The 21,253-nt window shown below is 63.5% G+C and carries 19 protein-coding genes and 1 pseudogene; 12 read left to right on the top strand and 8 right to left on the bottom strand.

Annotated features, from left to right (window positions below):
- Window positions 1–125: 125 nt before the first annotated feature.
- The 8 genes and pseudogenes from HMPREF0291_RS03005 to HMPREF0291_RS02970 form a co-directional block, all read left to right on the top strand.
- Window positions 126–773: pseudogene (locus HMPREF0291_RS03005) on the top strand (NUDIX hydrolase); the annotation flags it as partial.
- Window positions 773–3,184: a DUF6049 family protein gene (locus HMPREF0291_RS03000; protein WP_005287735.1), complete on the top strand. Its 2,412-nt coding sequence runs from the start codon at window positions 773–775 to the stop codon at window positions 3,182–3,184. The pseudogene HMPREF0291_RS03005 and the gene HMPREF0291_RS03000, both read left to right, overlap by 1 nt.
- Window positions 3,185–3,197: 13 nt before the next feature.
- Window positions 3,198–6,116: a murein biosynthesis integral membrane protein MurJ gene (gene murJ, locus HMPREF0291_RS02995; RefSeq protein ID WP_005287729.1), complete on the top strand. Its 2,919-nt coding sequence runs from the start codon at window positions 3,198–3,200 to the stop codon at window positions 6,114–6,116.
- 67 nt (window positions 6,117–6,183) lie between these two features.
- A complete protein-coding gene (locus tag HMPREF0291_RS02990) occupies window positions 6,184–6,756 on the top strand; it encodes an RNA polymerase sigma factor (RefSeq protein ID WP_040423449.1) in 573 nt (190 codons plus the stop codon).
- A 113-nt stretch (window positions 6,757–6,869) separates the two neighbouring features.
- Window positions 6,870–7,829 carry a thioredoxin-disulfide reductase gene (trxB, locus tag HMPREF0291_RS02985; RefSeq protein WP_156774875.1) on the top strand — a complete coding sequence of 320 codons (960 nt, stop codon included), beginning with the start codon at window positions 6,870–6,872 and terminating at the stop codon, window positions 7,827–7,829.
- Window positions 7,826–8,146, top strand: coding sequence for a thioredoxin (gene trxA, locus HMPREF0291_RS02980; RefSeq protein WP_005287722.1), 321 nt, complete (start codon window positions 7,826–7,828; stop codon window positions 8,144–8,146). The genes trxB and trxA overlap by 4 nt, the downstream gene beginning before the upstream one ends.
- 65 nt (window positions 8,147–8,211) lie before the next feature.
- The gene (locus HMPREF0291_RS02975; RefSeq protein ID WP_040423448.1) at window positions 8,212–9,390 is read left to right on the top strand and encodes an N-acetylmuramoyl-L-alanine amidase; all 1,179 of its coding nucleotides are present in this window, start codon (window positions 8,212–8,214) and stop codon (window positions 9,388–9,390) included.
- Window positions 9,387–10,139 (top strand): esterase/lipase family protein, encoded by a 753-nt coding sequence (locus tag HMPREF0291_RS02970; RefSeq protein ID WP_005287716.1) that lies wholly within the window; start codon window positions 9,387–9,389, stop codon window positions 10,137–10,139. Before HMPREF0291_RS02975 ends, HMPREF0291_RS02970 begins: the two co-directional genes overlap by 4 nt.
- Here HMPREF0291_RS02970 and HMPREF0291_RS02965 read toward each other — a convergent pair.
- Genes HMPREF0291_RS02965 through rpmH form a run of 8 tightly spaced genes read right to left on the bottom strand, consistent with a single transcriptional unit; the run spans window position 10,093 to window position 15,279 of the window.
- Window positions 10,093–10,728: a hypothetical protein gene (locus tag HMPREF0291_RS02965; protein WP_005287714.1), complete on the bottom strand. Its 636-nt coding sequence runs from the start codon at window positions 10,726–10,728 to the stop codon at window positions 10,093–10,095. The two genes, HMPREF0291_RS02970 and HMPREF0291_RS02965, sit on opposite strands and share 47 nt — an antisense overlap.
- Window positions 10,725–11,735, bottom strand: a complete 1,011-nt coding sequence (locus HMPREF0291_RS02960; RefSeq protein ID WP_005287711.1) for a ParB/RepB/Spo0J family partition protein — start codon at window positions 11,733–11,735, stop codon at window positions 10,725–10,727. Before HMPREF0291_RS02960 ends, HMPREF0291_RS02965 begins: the two co-directional genes overlap by 4 nt.
- Before the next feature lie 3 nt (window positions 11,736–11,738).
- Window positions 11,739–12,683: a ParA family protein gene (locus HMPREF0291_RS02955; protein ID WP_005287708.1), complete on the bottom strand. Its 945-nt coding sequence runs from the start codon at window positions 12,681–12,683 to the stop codon at window positions 11,739–11,741.
- A 13-nt stretch (window positions 12,684–12,696) separates the two neighbouring features.
- Window positions 12,697–13,308: a 16S rRNA (guanine(527)-N(7))-methyltransferase RsmG gene (rsmG, locus tag HMPREF0291_RS02950; RefSeq protein ID WP_005287705.1), complete on the bottom strand. Its 612-nt coding sequence runs from the start codon at window positions 13,306–13,308 to the stop codon at window positions 12,697–12,699.
- 1 nt (window position 13,309) lies between these two features.
- Entirely contained in the window at window positions 13,310–14,473 is a 1,164-nt protein-coding gene (gene yidC / locus HMPREF0291_RS02945; protein ID WP_005287703.1) for a membrane protein insertase YidC, read from the bottom strand.
- A gap of 30 nt (window positions 14,474–14,503) precedes the next feature.
- Window positions 14,504–14,773, bottom strand: coding sequence for a membrane protein insertion efficiency factor YidD (gene yidD / locus HMPREF0291_RS11480; RefSeq protein WP_156774791.1), 270 nt, complete (start codon window positions 14,771–14,773; stop codon window positions 14,504–14,506).
- A complete protein-coding gene (gene rnpA, locus HMPREF0291_RS02940) occupies window positions 14,770–15,138 on the bottom strand; it encodes a ribonuclease P protein component (protein ID WP_005287697.1) in 369 nt (122 codons plus the stop codon). The genes yidD and rnpA overlap by 4 nt, the downstream gene beginning before the upstream one ends.
- Before the next feature lie 3 nt (window positions 15,139–15,141).
- Window positions 15,142–15,279 carry a 50S ribosomal protein L34 gene (gene rpmH / locus HMPREF0291_RS02935; RefSeq protein WP_005287695.1) on the bottom strand — a complete coding sequence of 46 codons (138 nt, stop codon included), beginning with the start codon at window positions 15,277–15,279 and terminating at the stop codon, window positions 15,142–15,144.
- Between the two features lie 750 nt (window positions 15,280–16,029).
- Between rpmH and dnaA the strand changes: the two genes are divergently transcribed.
- The 4 genes from dnaA (at window position 16,030) to HMPREF0291_RS02915 (ending at window position 21,204) form a co-directional block, all read left to right on the top strand.
- Entirely contained in the window at window positions 16,030–17,631 is a 1,602-nt protein-coding gene (gene dnaA, locus HMPREF0291_RS02930) for a chromosomal replication initiator protein DnaA (protein ID WP_005287692.1), read from the top strand.
- Window positions 17,632–18,207: 576 nt separating this feature from the next.
- The gene (dnaN, locus tag HMPREF0291_RS02925; RefSeq protein WP_040423446.1) at window positions 18,208–19,407 is read left to right on the top strand and encodes a DNA polymerase III subunit beta; all 1,200 of its coding nucleotides are present in this window, start codon (window positions 18,208–18,210) and stop codon (window positions 19,405–19,407) included.
- 16 nt (window positions 19,408–19,423) lie between these two features.
- On the top strand, window positions 19,424–20,602 hold the full coding sequence (recF, locus tag HMPREF0291_RS02920) for a DNA replication/repair protein RecF (RefSeq protein ID WP_005287685.1): 1,179 nt from the start codon (window positions 19,424–19,426) through the stop codon (window positions 20,600–20,602).
- Entirely contained in the window at window positions 20,599–21,204 is a 606-nt protein-coding gene (locus HMPREF0291_RS02915) for a DciA family protein (RefSeq protein WP_005287683.1), read from the top strand. Before recF ends, HMPREF0291_RS02915 begins: the two co-directional genes overlap by 4 nt.
- Window positions 21,205–21,253: the final 49 nt, after the last annotated feature.

Raw genomic sequence — 21,253 nt, 5'->3', positions numbered from 1 at the left:
TGGGGTGGTCTCAAGTTCCATATATAAGTCGTGGGCGGATACGATCTGATCTCATGGCTGACTCTCCGAATCCCCCGAAGCGCAGGCGGCGCCGGCGCGGGTCGAGTCATGCCCAAAAGGGGGAGCAGAAGCAATCCCAAAAACAACAACAAAAGCACCAGAAGCAACCCCCAAAATCCCAGAAACAACAGCCGAACAAGCGTCGCCGCAAGCAGCGCCCCCAGAACTACCGCAAGCCGCACACCAGCCAGTACACGACGGACCACAAGATGGAGACCCGGGACGAAACGTCCGCGGGCGGTTTGGTGGTCTCCGGCATGGCGGAAGCAGTGGCTGCGGACGGCAGTGTGGACCTGAGCAGGATCTATGTCGCGCTGATCGGGCGCCTTGACCGCCGCGGCCGCCTGCTGTGGTCGATGCCGAAGGGCCATGTGGAGCCCGGTGAGCACCAGTGGGACACGGCCCGCCGCGAGGTGTGGGAAGAAACCGGCATTTACGGCGAGCCCTTCGAGGACCTCGGCCTGATCGATTACTGGTTCGTGTCTGACGGCGTGCGCATTCACAAGACCGTGCACCATAACTTGTTGCGCTATGTCGACGGGGTGCTTAACGACGAAGACCCAGAAGTCACCGAAGTCGCCTGGGTCCCCGTCAGCGAGCTGATGGAGCACCTGGCGTATGCCGACGAACGCAAGCTGGCCCGCATCGCCTTCGACAAAATGCCAGCATTAGCGCGTGCCGAGAAACGTGCCGGAAGGATCACGCCGCGGTGATGAAGGCACGGATCTGCGCAGTCGTGGCAGCAGCAGTGGTGGCAGTCTGTGCTTCCCCCGCGCACGCCGACCTGCCGGTGCCGATGGATCCGCAAAACTCGGCCGTGGCCTCGCAGTGGGTCAATCCGCAGATTCGCGCGAGCGACGGCAGCGAGAACATCACGCTCTCGCTTGTCGACGCTCCCTCTACCGCCGATTCCGGCTCCACCGTCGACGCGATTGTGCGGGTGCGTAACGACGGCGATGAGCAGATGGACAACCTCACGGTGACTCCCCGGCGCGGACCTGTCTCCGGGTCTGTCTCCGATGCCCAGGTAGCAACGATTGCGGCGCCGGGGGAGTACACGGTCGCCGGTGACACGGTCGAGGTGCCGAACCTGTCCGCAGGGGAGGAAGCCGAAATCACCGTGCAGGTGGATGTCTCGGACCAACCGCTCGCGGCGACGTTCCCGATCATGGTCGTGCTGGAGCAGGAAGGCACCCACTTAGATAGCGAGCGCTGGCACATGGCCGTGCGGGGTGATCTGCCCGAGGAGCAGACTCCCGCGGGTGTCTCGGTGCTCTACCCGGTGAGCGCACCGGTGGACATTGTGCCGGGGGAGACCGGCGAAGCTCCGAACAGCCCGCCGTTGATTCTGGCCTCCGAGCAGCTCGCGGATCAGCTCGAACCTGGGGGGCGCCTGGATCAGTTGATCGAGACGTACGCGGAGACCACCGACGACACTGGCGTCGCTGACGCCACGTGTCTCGCTCTCGACCCCGCGCTGGTGGACACAGTGGACCGAATGGCGCAGGGGTACAAGGTCGACGACGATCGCCCATCCCCGGGCCGCCAACGCCAGCGCCTGCGCGATTCTTGGGGCCGTGAGGACGCGGCCTTCATGGATGCCGCGCCGGGCCGGGGCGCAGAGGATGCTGCTGCCTGGCTAGAGAAGGTCAAGGCCGCGAGCGCGTCTGGCTGCACGGTGGCACTGCCCTGGGCGAATGCTGACTTGAACGCCATCGCCCGCACCGGTGATAGGTGGCTCATGCGCGAGGCCCTCGAGCGCGGGCCCTTCACCTTGGGCCGCGTGCTGGGTACTCCCATCGTGCAGAACATAGTGGTGCCTGGCGCGGGCTACCTCACCCCGGAGTCTGCGCCGGCGATGGGCTGGGCGGACCACAGCAGGTCGACGGTGCCGCAGGTCGGCATGCAGAGCGCGTGGGAAAACGAGCAGGCTGAAACGCAAGACGGGCCCGGCGGCAAGATCGAGGGCGACCAGCAGACCACGCTGGACACCCCGACGTTGCCCAGCACTGAGGATGTCGCGGCGCCGGAACCGTCCCAGCCGGTGCGCGTGCTCGTGGCGGACAACACCGTGCCGGGGGAGCGCTTCGCCACCGCCACACCCGGTGTGGTGACGGTGGGCTTTGATGATGCGCTGGCCAGTACGCTTGCTGCGACCGGCAGCCACCCGGAGACCACCGGTTACTCCCAGGAGAAGCTGCGCTACGACTACTCGATGGATTCGGTGGCGGCGCGCGATCTCACTGCGGCATCGGCTATCGCGACGGCAGCGCGCACGGCGGGGGAGGAGCCGGTGCTCGTCAATCCGCCGGCGGCGTGGGATGCGTCGACAGCGCAGCAAGTCATGGGTACCGTGGGGGAGCTGATGAGCTCCCGCATAGCCGAGCCGATGCCACTCGAGGAGTACACGCGCCCTCCGGAGCAGATTGATCAGGCGGACCTGGAGGCACTCGGCACGCCGTACAACGACCCGACTGTGTACTCCGACACGGAGATCCTCAACGCGGGCCAGCAGGCGCGCTACATCGACGACCTCACATCCATCCTGGTCAATGACGGTGCCATCGCCCTGACCCGTTACGGCTACACGCTCCCGTTGCGGCTGGATCTGCTCGCCGCGCTGCCGGTCACGCACCGCCGCGCCTTGACCTTCTACACGGATGCGGAGCTGCGCACCCGCACGCGGCTGAATGGGGGGCGGGATGCGTTGGGGGCGATTAAAGCGTCGATAAGCTTGATCCCGCCAGGGAACGTGTACACGCGCACGTCCGAATCCTCGCCGCTGCTCATTGTTGCGGAGAACGGACTGCCGCTGCCTGTCGACGCGTCGATTCTTTATCAGGGGCCCCCCGACGCGAAGCTGAACACCCCCACGGAGTTCCGCATCCCGGCGCGCGGTTCGCTCACCCTCCAGATGACGGCGGACCTGCCGCAGAACAATAAGCGCACTGACCTGCAGCTGTACCTCTCCACGCCGGATAATCGGCCGATTTCTCAGCCGGTGAACATCGCTGTGCAGACGGCCGGCGGGGCGCTTGCCACCCGGATCCTCGTCGCCGGGCTGGCGGTGCTGTTCGCGTTGGCGGTTCTTTTCCAACTCGGGAAACGGCGGAGAGAGCACTAGGATTGAGACCCCTATGGAGAAAGCTGAAACTTCGGACCGCTCCGTCGTAAGGTCCACTGGCTCAATGGCAGTGGCGACGCTGTTGTCGCGCATCACCGGCTTCATCCGTACGGTGATGATCACATCGGCGCTCGGCGGCGCGGTGGCATCGGCATTCATCTCGGCGAACACGCTGCCGAACATGGTCACGGAGATCGTGCTCGGCTCGGTGCTCACCGCCCTGGTGGTGCCGGTGCTGGTGCGCGCGGAGAAAGAGGATCCGGACCACGGCGCCTCCTTCATCCGGCGGCTGTTCACGCTGACGTTCACGCTCGTGACTGTGGCCACGGTGATCACGCTCGTCGGTGCACCACTGCTGACACGGCTGATGCTCGATGGCGACGGCCAAGTCAACGTCGTTCAGGCCACCTCGTTTGCGTATCTGCTCTTGCCGCAGATCATGTTCTACGGCTTGTTCTCACTGTTCATGGCGGTGCTGAACACCAAGGAAGTGTTCCGCCCCGGCGCGTGGGCGCCGGTGGCGAACAACGTGGTGACCATCACGGTCATGGCGCTCTACATGCTGGTGCCGGGGTCCATTCACCCGGACGACCCGACACCTGTCACCGATCCGCACGTATTGTTGTTAGGCCTCGGCACCACGTTCGGCGTGGTGGTCCAGTGCCTGATTATGCTGCCGGCGCTCAGGCGCACCGGCGTCGACCTGCGGCTCGAGTGGGGCATCGACGACAGGTTGAAGCAGTTCGGCGGGATGGCGTTGGCCATCATCACCTACGTGGCCATTTCACAGGTCGGCTACATCATCAATAACCGCATCGCCTCGAGCGTCCACGAATCCGCGCCGATCATCTACGCGAACCACTGGCTGCTGCTCCAAGTGCCCTACGGCATCATCGGTGTGACGCTGCTGACGGCGATCATGCCGCGGCTGAGCCGCAACGCTGCCGACGGTGATGACAAGAGCGTGGTCCGCGACCTGACGCTCGGTACGAAGCTGACGTTCATCGCGGTCATCCCGATCATCATCTTCATGACGGCACTGGGCCCCGACATCGGTACCGCCCTGTTCCGTTACGGCAACTTCAGTTCCGAGGACGCCCGCACCCTGGGCCTGACGCTGAGTTTCTCCGCGTTCGCCCTCATCCCGTACGCGCTGGTGATGCTGCACCTGCGCGTCTTCTACGCCCGCGAGGAGGCGTGGACGCCGACCTTCATCATCGCCGGCATCACCTTCACCAAGGTGGTTCTGGCGTTGCTGGCTCCGTTCGCGGCGACGCGCCCCGATCAGGTGGTGGTGCTGCTCGGCGCCGCCAACGGCTTCGGCTTTGTCGCCGGCGCCGTGATCGGTTCTTTCCTGCTGCGCAGCAAGCTCGGCTCGCTGAGAACCGGGGAAGTCCTCAAGACTTCCGCGTGGGCGGTTCTTTCTGGTGTGGTGGGCGTTGGAGTAGTGTTCGCCATCCGCTGGCTGCTTCATCTGGTGTGGTCGGGGCGTTCCGCGGTCGCCATGCTGATAGAGATCGCCGTGCTCGGCGTCATCTTCGTCGCCGTCACCGCCGTGGTGCTGTCCTTCTCCAAACTGCCTGAGGTGGAGACAGTCATGCAGCGCTTCAAGCGCAGCACTCCGGTGGAGGAGTCCGCGCCGGCTCTATCCACCTTCATGCTGGAGGACACTTTCAATGCGTCCCCGGTCCCGCCGCCGATGTCCGCCGGTGTCGTCCGCGGGCCGCGCCTGATCCCGGGTGCCGCGGTGTCCGACGGGCGTTTCCGTCTGCTGAAGGACCACGGTGCCGCCACCGGCGCCCGCTTCTGGCAGGCCCGGGAGCAACGGACCGGCCGGATGGTGGCGCTGACGTTCGTGGACACGTGCGGTGCGGCACCGCTTGCTCCTGTCGCTCCGCGCCAGGCTGCTATCGACGCCGCCGGTGTCTCCCACCGCACCCACCGCCTGCGCGAACTCCAGCTGCCCGGTGTGGCACCGATCTTGGAGGCGATTCCGTACCGCATGGGCTGCCTTGTGGTCTCGGACTGGGTACCGGGGTCGTCCCTCAAGGCCGTCGCCGAGTCGGGCGCCCCGCTGCTCGAGCAGGCAGTCGACGACGCAATGGTGCCGCTGAATCAGTCCGTGGCCTTCGCGCACCAGCACGGCGTCCCCCTTGGCCTGGACAACCGCGACCGCATGCGCGTGACTGAAGACGGCGCCATCGTCCTAGCGTTCCCCGCCGTCCTGCCGGGCGCGGACCTTGATTCCGATAACGCCGCCCTGGGCTTCGCGGAGGACCTGCTGCACAACCTCTCTGGCGAGGGACCTGGCGAGACCGTGCAGGTGCCAGTGGAGCAAGAGATCGATACACCACCGGTGCGCGGTTTCGGCGAGCGCGGTCTCGGCGCATTCGGCATCACGGCTCTGGTGGCGGTAGCAATCAGCGCGGTCCTCATCGTCGCCCTGTTGACCACGTACATCCTCAGCCAGTTCCGCGACGAGCCGGACAACCCGGTGCGCGACGTGGCTACCGAGTCCGGCCCGGTAAGCCAGGCGCAGTCGCTTCCGGTTTTCATCGCCCCGCTGACGGTGGAGCCGGAGAATTTCGCCCCGCTTGTCGACGGCGACGGCGCCACCACCGCCACCGTCACCCCCGGACAGAAGTTCACGATCACCACGGATGGCCCCTTCATCGCCGATCAGCTGATCTTCCACACCGAGCCCGGCCCTGGGCTGGAGTACACCATCTACGGTCTTGCCGGAGGCAACCGCGAGGTTCTCGCAGAGGGCACGCTCACCAGTGGCCCGCAGCATACCGTCGACATCACCGACAACCCGACGCTCAACGGGCTGGAGATCGCCTTCACGGGTGCGGATGGCGCGGCGGTTGCGGTGCAGGAGGTCAGCGTCGTCGGCAAGCGTGCGTTGCACACTGGAGTGCGCAACAACTAAGTGCGTACAGGTGCGCGCGCGTGCCACAATCGGGGTGCAGCACAGGGGGATCAATCGGGGGGACACCATGCATGCACAGCACTACAGCGACAAAGCGCTGGTGGCGGCCTATCTTGCGGGGGATCAGCGCGCGTTCACGATGATCGTGCAGCGCCACCGCCGCCAGATGTGGGCGCTCGCGCTGCGCTACACCCGCAATGAGCATGACGCGCAGGATGTCATGCAGGACGCGCTGCTCAAAGCAGCAGTGAAGATGGAGACGTACCGCGGCGAATCGGGCCTGGGGACGTGGCTGTGCCGCCTCGTGCTCAACGCAGGCTACGACCATTGCAAGCGCGCGGACAACAAGCGCCGCCACGTGAGCATCGACGACGACGAGAAGATCAGCCCCGACACCAACCGGGCTCTGTCCCATGAACCGCTGACGCACCTCGACCGCAGGCTCGCGCTCATGCAGGTGCTGGGCAAGCTTCCTGCCGCGAACCGTTCTGCGCTGCTGCTTATCGACGTCGCAGGTCTGTCCATCAACCACGCCGCCCGCGAGCTCGGCGTGCGCCCCGGGACAGTGAAGTCCCGCAGGCACCGCGCCCGGGACATGCTGCTGCAGATGATCGATGAGGACGTGAATCTTGTTAGTTAGGATCACGTGACCTAAGCACTACACTGACAGCCATGACTGAGCCGCAGATCCCCAACATTCCCTCCGCCAACGCGCTTGGCGCGTTCGCTCCGGAGACCGCGACGACTGAGCCGATGCAGGAGGCCGCTGCCACGGCTGCCAACCCGGACGAGGTGCAGGAGGTCATTGTCATCGGATCCGGCCCGGCCGGGTACACCGCTGCGCTGTACACCGCCCGCGCCGACCTGAAACCGCTGGTCTTTGAAGGCTACGAGTTCGGCGGTGAGCTGATGAACACCACCGAGGTGGAGAACTACCCCGGTTTTGAAAACGGCATCATGGGCCCGGACCTGATGATGGAAATGCGTGCACAGGCAGAGCGCTTCGGCGCGGATCTGCGCGCTGAGATGGTTGACCGCGTCGAGCTGGACGGCGACATCAAGAAGGTCCACGTGGCCGATGAGGTCTACTCCGCCAAGGCCATCATCTTGGCCACCGGCGCGGCTCCGCGCCACCTGGGCATCCCGGGTGAGCAGGAGCTAACCGGCCGCGGCGTGTCCACGTGCGCGACGTGCGACGGCTTCTTCTTCAAGGACCAACACATTGCTGTCGTCGGCGGCGGCGACTCGGCAATGGAGGAGGCGACCTTCCTCACCCGATTCGGCTCGAAGGTGACTATCATTCACCGCCGCGAGGAGTTCCGCGCCTCCCAGATCATGCTTGACCGTGCGAAGGAGAATGAGAAGATCGATTTCCTCCTCAACTCCGTCGTGGAAGAGGTCATTGAGGACGGTGGCAAGGTCGCTGGCCTGCGCATCAAGGACACTGTCACTGGCGAGGAGTCCACGCTGGACGCCACCGCGATGTTCGTCGCCATCGGCCACGACCCGCGCTCCGGTTTCCTGAACGGCCAGGTGGACACCGACGAAGGCGGGTACGTCATCGTGGATCAACCGAGCACCAAGACGTCAGTGCCGGGCGTGTTCGCCGCCGGCGACCTGGTGGACAACTACTACCGTCAGGCCATCACCGCCGCCGGCTCCGGCTGCCGCGCGGCGATCGACGCCGAGCACTACTTGGAGGCCCACTCATGACAGCGATCAACGTCACACAATCGACGTTCAAGTCTGAGGTCGTCGAGTCTGACATCCCGGTCCTGGTGGACTTTTGGGCCGAATGGTGCGGCCCATGCAAGAAATTGTCCCCGCTTCTCGATGAGATCGCAGAAGAGATGGACGGGCAGATCAAGGTGGCCAAAGTCAACGTCGATCAGGAGCGTCTCCTGGGGGCGATGTTCCAGGTCATGTCCATCCCTAACGTCATGATCTTCTCCGGCGGCGAGAAGGTCGACGAGTTCGTCGGCCTGGTGCCCAAGCAAGAGATCGTGTCCCGGGTGCGCAACCACCTCTGAGCCATTCCGGACCAATAGCAGTACTATGAGACTGTCCATTTGGCCGACTGTCTGAAAGGTGAGAAGTGTTGCGTATTTATCGGGTGGGTGACTCCAGCGCGCGCGTCGCCGAAGTCCGCTCGACCCTCGCACGCTTGGGGCTGCTCCCCGGCTTTGAGGGTGACGTGGGCGAGTGGAATCGCCGCAGCTTCTCCCAGGCAGAGATGCTTTTCGACGATGAATTGGCCCAAACCCTCAAAGCCTTCCAGCAATCCCGCGGCATTTTGCCCTCCGGCGATATCGATGAGATCACGCTGCGGGAGCTGCGTCACGCCTCCTACACGCTGGGCGCGCGCGTCCTGTCGTACCAGCCGAGCCAGATCATGGTCGGCGACGATGTCGGCCAGCTGCAGAAGCAGCTGCAGGAGTTGGGCTTTTACTCGGGGCGTGTCGACGGTCACTTCGGCCCCGACACCCACGCCGCCCTGCAGGATTACCAGATCAACTACGGTATCCAGGACGACGGGATCTGCGGCCCGGAGACCATGCATGCGCTGAGCTTGCTCGGCCGCCGCATCACCGGCGGGTCCACCCAGGCCATCCGCGAGCGCGAGGTAGTCCGCCTGGCCGGCCCGCGTTTGGCGGGGAAGAGGGTGGTGATCGACCCGGATATTGACGTCGATAAGCATGCGGTCGTGCAGGGGCCCTACGGGGAGATCTCTGAAGAGGACATTCTCTGGGACTTGGCGTCGCGCGTGGAGGCGCGGATGATCGCTGCCGGCATGGAGACGATCATGTCGCGCCCGCGCGGGGACAACCCGTCGCCCAAAGCGCGCGCGGACCTGGCCAACAGTTTCGACGCTGACTTGGTGATTTCTCTGCAGCTGGACCGCTACCAGAACGAGAAGGCCAACGGTGTGGCCACGTTCTACTTCGGTTCGGAGCTGGGCGCGTCCTCAATGACGGGGGAGACCCTGTCTGGCTACATCCAGCGCGAGATTGTCGCCCGCACCCCGCTGGGCAACTGCTTCAACCACGGACGCACGTGGGAGCTGTTGCGCATGACGCAGATGCCGTCCGTCGCCGTGGTGGCGGGCTACCTGACCAACCCGCACGACGTGGCCGTTGTGACGGACCCGACGCAGCGCGACGCGATCGCCGAGGCCATTGTTGTCGCCGTGAAACGCCTGTACCTGCTGGAACAGGATACCCAGCCGACGGGCACGTTCACGTTCACCGAACTGCTGCGTCAGGAACGCGCGTGAGCATCCGCGACGAGGTCGAGGGTGTCTTCGATGATGTGATCGAGGATATCCATCCGGAGATTTTCAACGACCCCGATTTCCTGCCCCGGCACGACACCCCGGTACTGTATGTGCACGGCATTCACAGCCGGGCGTCGGCGTTTCGGCGCCAAGGGAAGTTCCTGCGCGATAACGGCTACTGGGTCTGGTCCTTTGACTACGGGAAGATGCGCCTGCCCGGGCTGTACGGAGTAGGCCCGTTCCTCGACCTCGTTGCGGAGCTGTCCGACAACATTGACACCGTCCTCGAGGCGACCGGGGCGAAGCAGGTGGATCTCATCGCGCACTCGCAGGGCGGCAACGTCGCGGCGCATTACGTGTCCAACAACCGGCACGAGGAGCACATCAAGGTCCGCCGCGTGGTCACCATGGGCACGCCCTTTTACGGCACGGACTTCAGCGGCTGGGTGCCGCGCGTGCCGTGGTGGATCATCAACCTGCTCGGCGGCCCGGGAGCGAAGGAGCAGCTGCAGGGCGTCAACGCTCCCGTGACGGACCAGCGGGTGGTGTACACCTCGCTGTACTCCAGGGCGGACACGTGGGCGACGCCGCACAGTTCGTCCTTCCTGACGTCCGACAACGGGGCGGACGTGGCCGTCAAAGCCATTCCCAGCGGCCCGAAGCACCCGCTCATGCCGCGGGATATGGAGATCGCGGAGCTGACTAAATGGGGGCTTGAGCGAGAAGCTCAGCAATCTCGGCCTCGCTAAGCAGCCCCTGTTCCGGCGGCAGCTCTAGGCGCAGACGTGGAATGACGGGGTGATCGGCAACGATCTTGAAGCCCGCCGACTCGAGCACCTCGACCGGCATCAAGCCGATCTGCTCCCCGTGCTCGACGATGGTTTTGCAAATCCCCGTCAGCTCGTGCGTGAAATCCGCCTTCACCCCGAATGCTTCGACTGCGGGGAGGCCGCGGGAAGTGAGGGCGACCACTGCGGCGTCGACAAGCACTGCCTCCCAACCGATGCCCGCGAAAGCTGCGTCGATATGCAAGCTGGTCAGGCAGTACGCGTCGGCGGAGACAGGCGCGGTGGGTAGGCGCACAGCCCCAGGAGCGGCCGAAGGCGGGCACATCAGCAAGGTGGCATGCGCCCGCTTATCGACGATCGAGAACCCGGCCGTTTTCTGCTCGTACACCAACGCGAGCAACCAGGCCGACTTGTCCATCTGGGAGTCGATGCCTTGGTAGTTCTCGCTGAGGGGGTCGAGTTCCCAGAACACGCTGCGCGCGGCCTGCGGGTGCAGGTTGCTCAGCGTGGACGAGGTGAGCGCGACAACGCTGGCCCGGGGCAGGCTCATGCGCCCTCGATGAGCCCCATGATGCGTTCGAAGTCGTCGCGGTCGCCGAATTCGACGACGATCTTGCCTTTGCGCTTGCCCATGGTGACGGAGACTTTGGTGTCCCATTCGTCAGCGAGGCGCTCGGCGGCCTGGGACAGGAACTCCGGCTGCGGTGCTGGCTCGCGCTTGGTCTTTTCGGGCATCGCGCCGTTCTTGTTCAACAGCGTGACGGCTTCCTCCGTGGCGCGCACAGACAGACCTTCGGCAACGATGCGGTCGGCGAGCTGCTCCTGAGCCTCCGGGCCCACCTTGACGCCCAGCAGTGCGCGGGCGTGGCCGGCGCTCAACACACCGGCGGCGACGCGGCGCTGCACCGGCACCGGCAGGTTGAGCAAACGGATCGAGTTGGTGATCACCGGGCGGGAGCGCCCGAGACGGTCGGCGAGCTGCTCCTGGGTGACACCGAACTCCTCGAGCAGCTGCTGGTAGGCAGCGGCCTCTTCGAGCGGGTTGAGCTGGACGCGGTGAATGTTCTCCAGCAGGGCGTCGCGCAGCATGTCTTCGTCGGAGGTGTCCCGCACGATCGCGGGAATGCGTTTCAGCCCCGCCTTGGAGCCAGCACGCCAGCGGCGCTCACCCATGATGAGCTCGAAGCCGTCCGCCGCCGGGCGGACCACAACCGGCTGCAGCAGGCCGAACTCCTTGATGGAGTGGACCAGCTCGGCGAGCTCATCCTCGTCGAAGACGCTGCGGGGCTGCTTGGCGTTGGGGAAGATGTCCCCGATAGGGATTTCTTGGTAGCTCGCACCGATCGAGTCTGCCACCGTCGCCGTCGGGGCGACCGGGGCGGGGATGCTCGGGGCCCCCTTGAGCCTCTTCGGGGCGTCTTTCTTGCCAATGATCACGTCGGCCGCGCCGTCACCCAGCGGACCCGTCTTCTGGTGGTGGTCCGCGTTAGACGGGATGAGCGCGGCCAAGCCTTTGCCCAGACCGCCTTTGTTGTTCTTCTTCGGTTGCTCCGCCATGGTTTAATCCTCTTCCTCGCCCGAATCACCAAGTTGTTCCGCAATCTCAGGGCTGACGCCGATCGGCCCGGTGCTCGAGTGCGGCTGGTAGTCGCCGCGGGTAGCCAGCTCCTTCGCCGCGTCGAAGTACGCCAGCGCGCCGGTCGAACCGGCATCGTAATCGATGACAGTTTGGCCGAAACCCGGCGCCTCCGACACCTTCACTGAACGCGGGATCACATTGCGCAGCACCACGTCGCCGAACTGGCCGCGAACCTCCTCGGCGACCTGCTCCGCGAGCTTCGTGCGGCCGTCGTACATCGTCAGCAGGACGGCCGAAATGTGCAGGTTCGGGTTCAGGGCCTGGCGGATCATCGCGATGTTGTTCAGCAGCTGGCCCACACCCTCGAGCGCGTAGTACTCGCACTGGATCGGAATGAGCACCTCATCCACCGCGTTCATCGCGTTAATCGTCAGTAGGCCCAACGATGGCGGGCAGTCCACGAAGACGTAGTCGAAGCCGTACTCTTCCAGGAACTCGCTGTGCAGCGCATCCGCGAGGCGGTATTCGCGGCGTACGACGCTGACCAGCTCGATCTCCGCACCGGCCAGGTCAATCGTCGCCGGGATGCACCACAGGTTCTGGTTATCGGTGGAGCGCTGCAGCGCTTCTGCCGCCGTCGCGTCGCCGATGAGGAGCTCATAGCTGGAGGTCTCCCCGTCGCGGTGTGCGGCACCGAGTGCTGTCGACGCATTGCCCTGGGGGTCCAAGTCCACGACCAGCACCTTGCGGCCCATCCGCGCAAGCGAAGCAGCCAGGTTCACGGACGTGGTGGTTTTACCCACACCGCCCTTCTGGTTAGCCACCGTGAACACGCGCGGCTTCTCCGGCTTGGGCACGGAGGTGCTGTTCGAGTTCATCTGCGCGGCGCGCTGGGCAGCGGCGCCGATCGGAGTGTCATCCCACATACTTGACAGAGTACTAAGCGGACCGGACAATGCGGATCATGGTTGTGGGTTGGTCCAAAACACCCTCACCAACAGTGAAAATATCGGCATCAACGCCGCCAGCTTTCGCGATCTGTTTCGCGTCGCGTTCCAGCTCTTCGCTTACCGACGCCCCCTTCATCGCCACCATCGCACCTCCCGGGCGCACCAACGGAAGCGACCAGGACGCCAATTTGCCCAGGGGGGCGACGGCGCGGGATGTCACAGCGTCGAAAAGCATCTTTTTCTGCTCTTCTGCACGACCACGAATAACGGTCACGTTGTCTAGCCCGAGTTCTTCAACGACTTCGCCGAGGTAGGTGGAGCGCTTGAGCAGCGGCTCGATGAGGGTGATGTCCAGGTCGGGGCGCGCAATGGCCAGCGGGATGCCCGGCAGGCCAGCGCCAGAACCGATGTCCGCGATGCGCTGGCCTTCCTTGAAGGCCTCGCCGATCACGGCGCAGTTGAAGATGTGCCGGTCCCACAGACGGGGAACTTCCTTCGGGCCGATGAAGCCGCGCTGCGCGGCAGTCGTGGCCAGCGAGTCGTGGTACGCCTGCGCCAACGGCAGACGGTCCCCGAAGATCTCCGCTGCGACGTCAGGCACCCTACTTCCCCTTCTTCTTTTTCTTCTTGCTCTTGTTGTTCTTGCTCAGCTCGTTCTGGATTTGCTGGCGGGTCTTCTGTTCCGGCTGCGGTTCCGATTGCTCTTCCGGCTCAGTCACACCTTCCGGGTGGTTCGTGTTCGCGTTGGTCCGGGCCTGGTTCTGTGCGTCCTTGGCGCGCTGCTTCTTGGAACGGTTATCCACCTTGCGTGCGCCAACCTGCGGGGCAGAAGCGCGGCGCGCTTCGCGCTTAGCCTCTTCCTCAGCGGCCTCTTCTTTGTCCATCTTGTCGAAGACGAGCTTGGTCTGCACCAGCGTCCACACGTTGTTGGACACCATGTAGGTCAGCAGACCGATGTGCCACAGGAAGCCGGTGAACAGCAGGGTTGCCGGGAGGAACCACAACATCATGCCGTTCATGGTCTTCATCTGCGTCTCCATCATCTCCGGAGACAGCGGGCCGTCCTGGGACGGCTTCTTGCCGCGCAGCTCATCCTCGGCCTTCTTCTTGGCCATGCGCTTGCGCTGACGGGACATGCTCAGACGGGCGTTGAGGTGGGTCATCACCACACAGATGAGCACCAGCGGCAGAGCCACCATGATGATGTTCATGCGGGTGAAGTCCACCGGGGCGAAGGCCGCGAACTGCTCCTCCGGCATGGACATGTAGGACGACAGCGGGATACCGAAGATGCGGGCGTCCAGGAAGGACTGCACGTCTTCGGGGGAGAAGATGTAGTTCGCTGTGTTGCGGTTCTGCTCGATGGACATGCCCAAACCGCCGGCGCCCGTACCGGTGCGGTTGAACGAGCGCAGCACGTGGAACAGACCAATGAACACCGGCAGCTGAACCAGCGGAACAATGCAGCTGGCCAGCGGGTTCATCTTGGCTTCTTTGTAGACCTTCTGGGTCTCCATCGCCATCTTCTGCTGGTCGTTCTTGTACTTCGCGCGGATCTCTTGCAGCTGCGGCTGCAGTTCCTGCATCTTCCGGCCGGCGCGCAGCTGGTTGACCATCGGCTTGACCAGGAAGATACGAATGGTGAACGTCAGGAAGACAATGGCCAGCAGCCACGAGGCGCCCGAATCCGGCGAGAAGATGTATCCGAAAATCTTGTGCCAGAACCACAGCACCGCTGAGATAGGCCAATAAATGAAATTCAGCACAGGTCCAACTAACTCCTGGATCTCAAAAAACTACGTCAGCGGTACGGGGTCGTATCCGCCCGGGTGCCACGGCCCGCACTTGCACACACGGGCAACGGCCAGCAAACTCCCTCTGCCTGCTCCATGCCGCGACACCGCCTCTAAGGCGTAGGCGCTGCACGTCGGCTCGAAGCGGCACGTCGAAACCATCTTAAGGGGAGAAACCCACTTTTGGTAAAGCCGCACCGCGCCCACGAGTGCGGAACCCACAGGTCCGCGGGGGGCCGGAATGGCTTCGCCATCGGTGTTGTAGTAGCTCACGTCAGGCGCCCCCGCTTAGATTTCTTGTGCGCGCGGGGGAGGGCGGAGGAGACGTCGTCAAGCAACTGCTTGCTCGTAGCCTCCGCTGCTGGCGGCAGGGCGCGCACCACAATGTCCACCTCGCGCGGGAGCTCACTGATGAACCCCGCCAGCACGTGGCGCAGACGCCGCGAAACGCTATGGCGCGTGACCGCGTTGCCCACTTGTTTAGAAACAACTAACCCGAACCGCGGCCCGCCAGTGATGACAGGATCGGTTCGGGTGTAGTAGTGCACCACCACGGTGCGGGTACCAGCGCGCCCGCCTTTGCGCATGACCGTGCGGAAGTCCGCCGATGATGCGAGTTTGTGGGCGCGCGGGAGCACGGTTTACGCGCTGAGCTTGGAACGGCCCTTCTTGCGGCGTGCGGAAACGATGGCGCGGCCGGCGCGGGTGTTCATTCGGGTACGGAAGCCGTGCTTGCGTGCACGACGACGGTTGTTGGGCTGGAAAGTCCGCTTAGGCACGGGTTTACTCCTTGACGTTGCGGCCGCGGGCCCACCGGGGAAGAAGCGGCCAAAGATGGAACTTCAGTGAGAGCGTGCGCTTGAAACCCGGTGATGGAAGCGCAGTGGTCCTCTCACGCACATCCGTCGGGCAACGCCCTGGATGCGACAGACCTAAACAGGATACGGCAGCTTGTCGGCGTGACACAAATCGCTGTTGTCACAGGTAGCTCCCAGCAAAGCCCCGTTTTCAGCGGGGGTGGCGCTTCCCGCTTCAAGCTACCCCCGAAATAACACGGGTGTAGTTATCCACAGGGGAGCTGGCGACACGCCGACGCTTACTGCGGAAGAGGAGAAGCGAACGTAACGCTGCGCCCCGGATCGCCCGATGTAGAAAGTAAACGATTGGGCCATTTGTAGACATCGGGGCTGAACGGAGGGTAAACAGTTCTATCGCCACAACTTCATTGAACAGGAAGCTTCTCCCTGTGGATAAATCTCAAGGAAACCTTAAGGTTCAACGCGGTAACTTATGTTTCTGGCAGGTCAAACCGTATTTCTCTTAGGAAAGTGAATTCCACAGTGAGGAGCCTAACTTGTGGATAAGCTCCCTGGGGGCAAATCCCACACCTGTGGATAACGTTGTGGAGTACGAGGTAGAAGCGATGTTCATATCTGAACGGGATGTGAATGGGCCAGTGGATGATATGCAGTCCAATCATCCATCATCATTCATTGGCTGAGGCATATTTAAGGGAGAAGTAGGCGAGCATGGCATTCGATCAGCAGGCGCTCGATGCGCTGTGGCAAGACGTTGTCACCGAACTTCTCAACCTTTCAGAGCGACCCAACTCACCCGTGCCCACATTCACGCCGGGCGATCGCGCGTATCTGCGCCTCGTGCGCCCCGTGATGCTCGTGGAGGGTTATTGCATCCTCTCCGTCCCGCACTCCGCAGCGAAAAACGTGGTGGAAAATCAGCTTGGCCCTTATATTGTCGAGATTCTGACGCACCACCTGAACCGTCCGTGCAATATTGCCGTCTCCGTGGACGCAGCGGCTCCAGAGCCTGCGCCCGAGCCTGAACCGCCTGTGCAGCACACGGCACCGAACCCGACGCCGTGGTTCCCGACCTATTCTGAGCAGGCACGACAGTTCCCAGCTCCGATAGCAGGGGAGCAGTTGCCGATGGGCCTGGACGAGCTGGCACGCATCCACGCGCAGCAGCAAGAACAGCACGCCATTGAAGAATCGGCGCGCCAGCAAGCTGCGCACCCGGTCGTGGAAGTTCCGCAGCGCATTCAGCGCGAGAAACCCGCGCACGATCCGAACCGCGAGACATCGCTGAACCCGAAGTACACCTTTGAAAACTTCGTCATCGGTTCTTCCAACCGTTTCGCCAACGGCGCCGCTGTCGCCGTCGCCGAGAATCCGGCCCGTGCCTACAACCCGCTGTTCATCTGGGGCGGTTCCGGCCTGGGCAAGACGCACCTGCTGCACGCCGCCGGAAACTATTCGCGCGTGCTGCAACCTGACTTGCGCATTAAATACGTCTCATCGGAAGAGTTCACCAACGACTACATCAACTCTGTCCGCGATGACCGCCAAGAATCCTTCAAGCGCCGGTACCGCGATCTGGACATCCTCATGGTCGATGACATTCAATTCTTGGAAGGTAAGGAAGGTACTCAGGAAGAGTTCTTCCACACCTTCAATGCGCTGCACCAAGCGAACAAGCAGATCATTTTGTCGTCTGACCGTCCGCCGAAGCAGTTGACCACGCTGGAAGACCGTTTGCGCACGCGCTTTGAGGGCGGTCTGATTACAGATGTCCAGCCACCGGACCTGGAAACGCGCATTGCCATTCTGATGAAGAAGGCAGCTGCCGACGGCACCCAGGTCGACGATGAAGTACTGGAGCTCATCGCGTCGAAGTTCGAGTCGTCGATCCGCGAGCTCGAAGGTGCGCTGATTAGGGTGTCGGCGTACTCCTCACTGATCAAGGAGCCGATCACGCTCGACGTTGCCCAGATCGCCCTGCGTGACATCCTCCCGGATGAAGGCGACATCAAGATCACTGCCACCACCATCAAAGAGGTGGCCGCGGAGTACTTCCGTGTGTCCTTGGACAAGCTCACCGGCGCCGGCAAAACTCGCACAGTCGCGCATGCCCGCCAGCTAGCTATGTATCTGTGCCGAGAGCTGACTGATTTGTCACTACCGAAGATCGGCCAAGAGTTCGGCGGCAAGGACCACACGACAGTGATGTACGCCGACCGGAAGATCCGCAAAGAAATGACGGAGAACCGCGAGACGTACGACGAAATCCAGGAGCTCACGCAGATCATCAAGACGCGAGTCCGCTCACAATAAACTTTCCACACAGTTTTCCACCCCAGTTTGCGCCCGCAAGCTGGGGTTTTTCTTTTATCCACAGAGTTATTCACAGCTGTGTAATTCCATGGGTGTAATTAGCCCGGGCGCCCGTGTGATGTTGGTCTCCAATGCTCAATTCACAGGCCTCGACCGAATCACACGCCCCGGTGGATAACGTGTGGGATATCAGGGGACAAGCGGTGGAAAACGTGTAGCTCGCTGTGCACACAAAAAGCGGCCGACCTTTTGTCCACAAGGAATCAGGGTTTCCCACACGAATTCCACACCCGTCACCCACACGCAGATTCGGCCGACATTCTTGGCATTTGCCCGTTCATCCACAGACTGCACAACACTTACTGTTCTTCCCGGGTTTTTTCTTAGTACTTAAACCAAGAGAAAGAAAGGGTGTGCACAACGCCCGCCGCCGCCCCGCACGACCTGCTTTCACGAATCACAAAAGCCCGTGCCCTTTTTGTTGCAGCGGGCAGGTCAGTCGGTAGGCTGAATGACCAGTTGGCACTCAAGGCCTTAACGTGGCCCGAACGCAGCAGCAACAAGGAGCAGGCAAGCATGGACACCCAGGCAGACGTGAACGTGTCATTCCGCGTCCACAAAGATGACCTCTCGGATGCGGTGGCATGGGTCGCACGCAACCTGCCCACGAAGAACACCCAGCCTGTGCTGCGCGCTGTGGTGATCACCGCGGACGACAACGGTTTGGAATTCGCCGGCTTCGACTACGAGGTCTCCACTCGCGTGCGCATCGCCGCAGAGGTGGACCAGCCGGGCCGCGTTGCTGTCGCCGGAAAGCTCATGGCCGACATCGTCTCCAACATGCCGGCGAAGCCGATCGATGTCTCCGTTGCCGACAACCAGCGTCTTCTCCTCCAGGGCGGTTCCGCCCGCTTCGAGCTGCCGCTGATGCCTCTCGACGACTACCCGCAGTTGCCGGTCCTGCCGGAGGTCACCGGAACCTTGGACACCACGACCTTCGTCGACGCCATCACCCAGGTCGCTTCTGCTGCCGGCCGCGATGACACGCTGCCGATGCTCACCGGTGTGCACATGGAAGTCTCGGGCAACCGCGTGCAGCTGGCCGCCACCGACCGTTTCCGTCTGGCTCTGCGCTCCCTCGAGTGGGAACCGAAGGCCCCGGACGTCGAGGCGAAGCTGCTCATCCCGGCCAAAACCCTGCTGGACAACGCGCGCACCCTGGACACTCACCTGGAAGAACCGGTTGAGATCGCAGTCGGCTCCGGCGACAACGTCGGCGGTGACGGCCTGTTCGGCCTGCACTCCGGCAACCGCGAGACGACCACGCGCATGCTCGACGCCGAGTTCCCGAATATTCAGCCGCTGCTGCCGAAAACCCACACTTCGATGGCCAGCGTCGAGATCGCCCCGTTGATGGAAGCGATCCGCCGCGTCAGCCTGGTTGCCGACCGCAACGCTCAGCTGCGCATGCACTTCCAGCCGGGCGAGGTCACGTTGTTTGCCTCGGGTGCTGAGTCCGGCGAGGCGAGCGAGAGCCTGCAGTGCGCGTTCACGGGAGCAGACGAATTGCTCATCGCGTTCAACTCGGGCTACCTGCGCGACGGGCTGAACGTCATCCACACCGACCGCGTCGTCTTCGGGTTCACGGAAGCCTCCCGCCCGGCGATCATGGTCCCGGAGCCGGACGAGCTGCCGGAAGCTGCCGCGGACGGGTCGTTTGAGACCCCGGCGACGAACTTCACGTACCTGCTCATGCCGGTCCGCCTGCCGGGTTAAACCAGGTCCATTACCCGTGTATCTCCGTGAGCTGGACCTGCGGGATTTCCGGTCCTGGCCTGAGCTGAACTTGGCGCTCGAGCCTGGAGTCACGGTTTTTTCCGGCCGCAACGGCCACGGCAAAACCAACATCGTCGAAGCCGCGATCTACACCGCGACGCTGGCCAGCCACCGCGTGTCCCAGGACCAGCCGCTCATCCGCACCGGCGCCAACAATGCGCGTATCTCAGCGACGACGGTCAACGCCGGCCGCGAATTGACCACCCATCTGCTCATCAAAGTGCGCGAGCAGAACCAGGCGCAGATCAACCGCACGCGCCTGAAGTCCCCGCGTGAGATGCTCGGCGTTCTGCGTACCGTCGTCTTCGCGCCGGAGGACCTCGCGCTAGTCACCGGCGAGCCGGCAGAGCGCCGCCGTTTCCTGGACACGTTGGCCAGCATCCGCACTCCGCGTTTCGGCGGGGCGAAGGCCGACTACGACAAGGTCCTGCGCCAGCGCAACGCGCTTTTGCGTTCGTCCAACATGGCGCTGCGCCGCGGCTACAACGACGACTCGGGCGCGGCCGCGCTGAGCACCCTCGACGCGTGGGACGCCCAGTTGGCAGCTTTCGGCGCGCAGGTTGTCGCAGGCAGACGCATGCTTATCGACGTCTTAAGCGACCCCGTCCACAACTCCTATTCCTCCGTCGCACCCGAATCCCGGCCGGCCGCCATCGAGTATTCGTCGACGTTGGACAAGGCCGTCGCGGAGTTGGCGGGTGAACCTTCGAACGACCCGGCGATCTTGGAAGCGGCGTTTCTGCAGGAACTCGCCCGGCGGCGCCGCGATGAGATCGACCGCGGGACCACGCTCGTCGGCCCGCACCGCGACGACCTGTTGCTCACCCTCGGTGACCAGCCGGCGAAAGGTTACGCCTCCCACGGCGAGACCTGGTCGTTTGCGCTCGCGCTGCACCTGGCCGAGTACGCGTTGCTGTCTGAAGACGGCGTGGATCCCGTGCTCATCCTCGACGACGTTTTCGCTGAGCTGGACGCGAAGCGCCGTGAACGGTTGGTGGCTGTCGCACAGCAAGCGGAGCAAGTGCTCATTACCGCTGCGGTCGGCGATGACCTGCCCGACAATCTCGACGAGCACGTCGCCGCCCGCTACTCCGTGGTGATGGAGGACGGGCTCTCGCGGTTGGAGGAGCCGTGACCGGGAACGAAGAACCCGTCGACTTGGTCACTGCGACGTTCCAGAACCTGCGCGCCACCGCCAAGCGCCGCAACGGAAAGGTCCCCAATCTGGCGAAGGCGCAGAAGGTGGTGCCGACGCGCTCGCTCGGCAAGGGTGACGGTCCCACACCTGTCGTCCCCGGGTTGGACCTGACTCCGGATGCCACAAAACCGCGGAGTTTTCGCGCCCGGCCCACCGGTGCGGATGGTCGGGCGCTGCCGCGGTCGTATGAGGTGTCGGGGTTCGCGTCGTTAGTAAAAAAGGAGATTCAGCAGCGCGACTGGACGGAATCCATCGCGCACGGCTGGGTGATGGGCAATTGGGAGGAGCTCGTCGGCGCGAAGATCGCGCAGCACACCGAGGTCACGATGATCAAAGATGGCGAGGTCTTTGTGGCGTGCGACCAGACGGCTTGGGCGACGAACCTGAAGTACATGCAGTCGACGGTCCTGGCCAAGATCGCGGAGAAGATCGGGCCGGGTGTGGTGACCAAGCTGCACGTTTTCCCGCCGAAGACGAAGAACTGGCGCTACGGGCCGCTGCATGTCAAGGGCCGCGGTCCAAGAGATACCTATGGATAAGTGTGAACGATTCGGTGCCCCGTTCTTCGCCACCTGGGGTTTCTCCGAC

The sequence above is a fragment of the Corynebacterium genitalium ATCC 33030 genome, from assembly GCF_000143825.1.
GTDB lineage: Bacteria > Actinomycetota > Actinomycetes > Mycobacteriales > Mycobacteriaceae > Corynebacterium > Corynebacterium genitalium.
The sequence above is the reverse complement of the archived record's forward strand: the minus strand, read 5'-3'. Positions and strand labels throughout refer to the sequence as shown.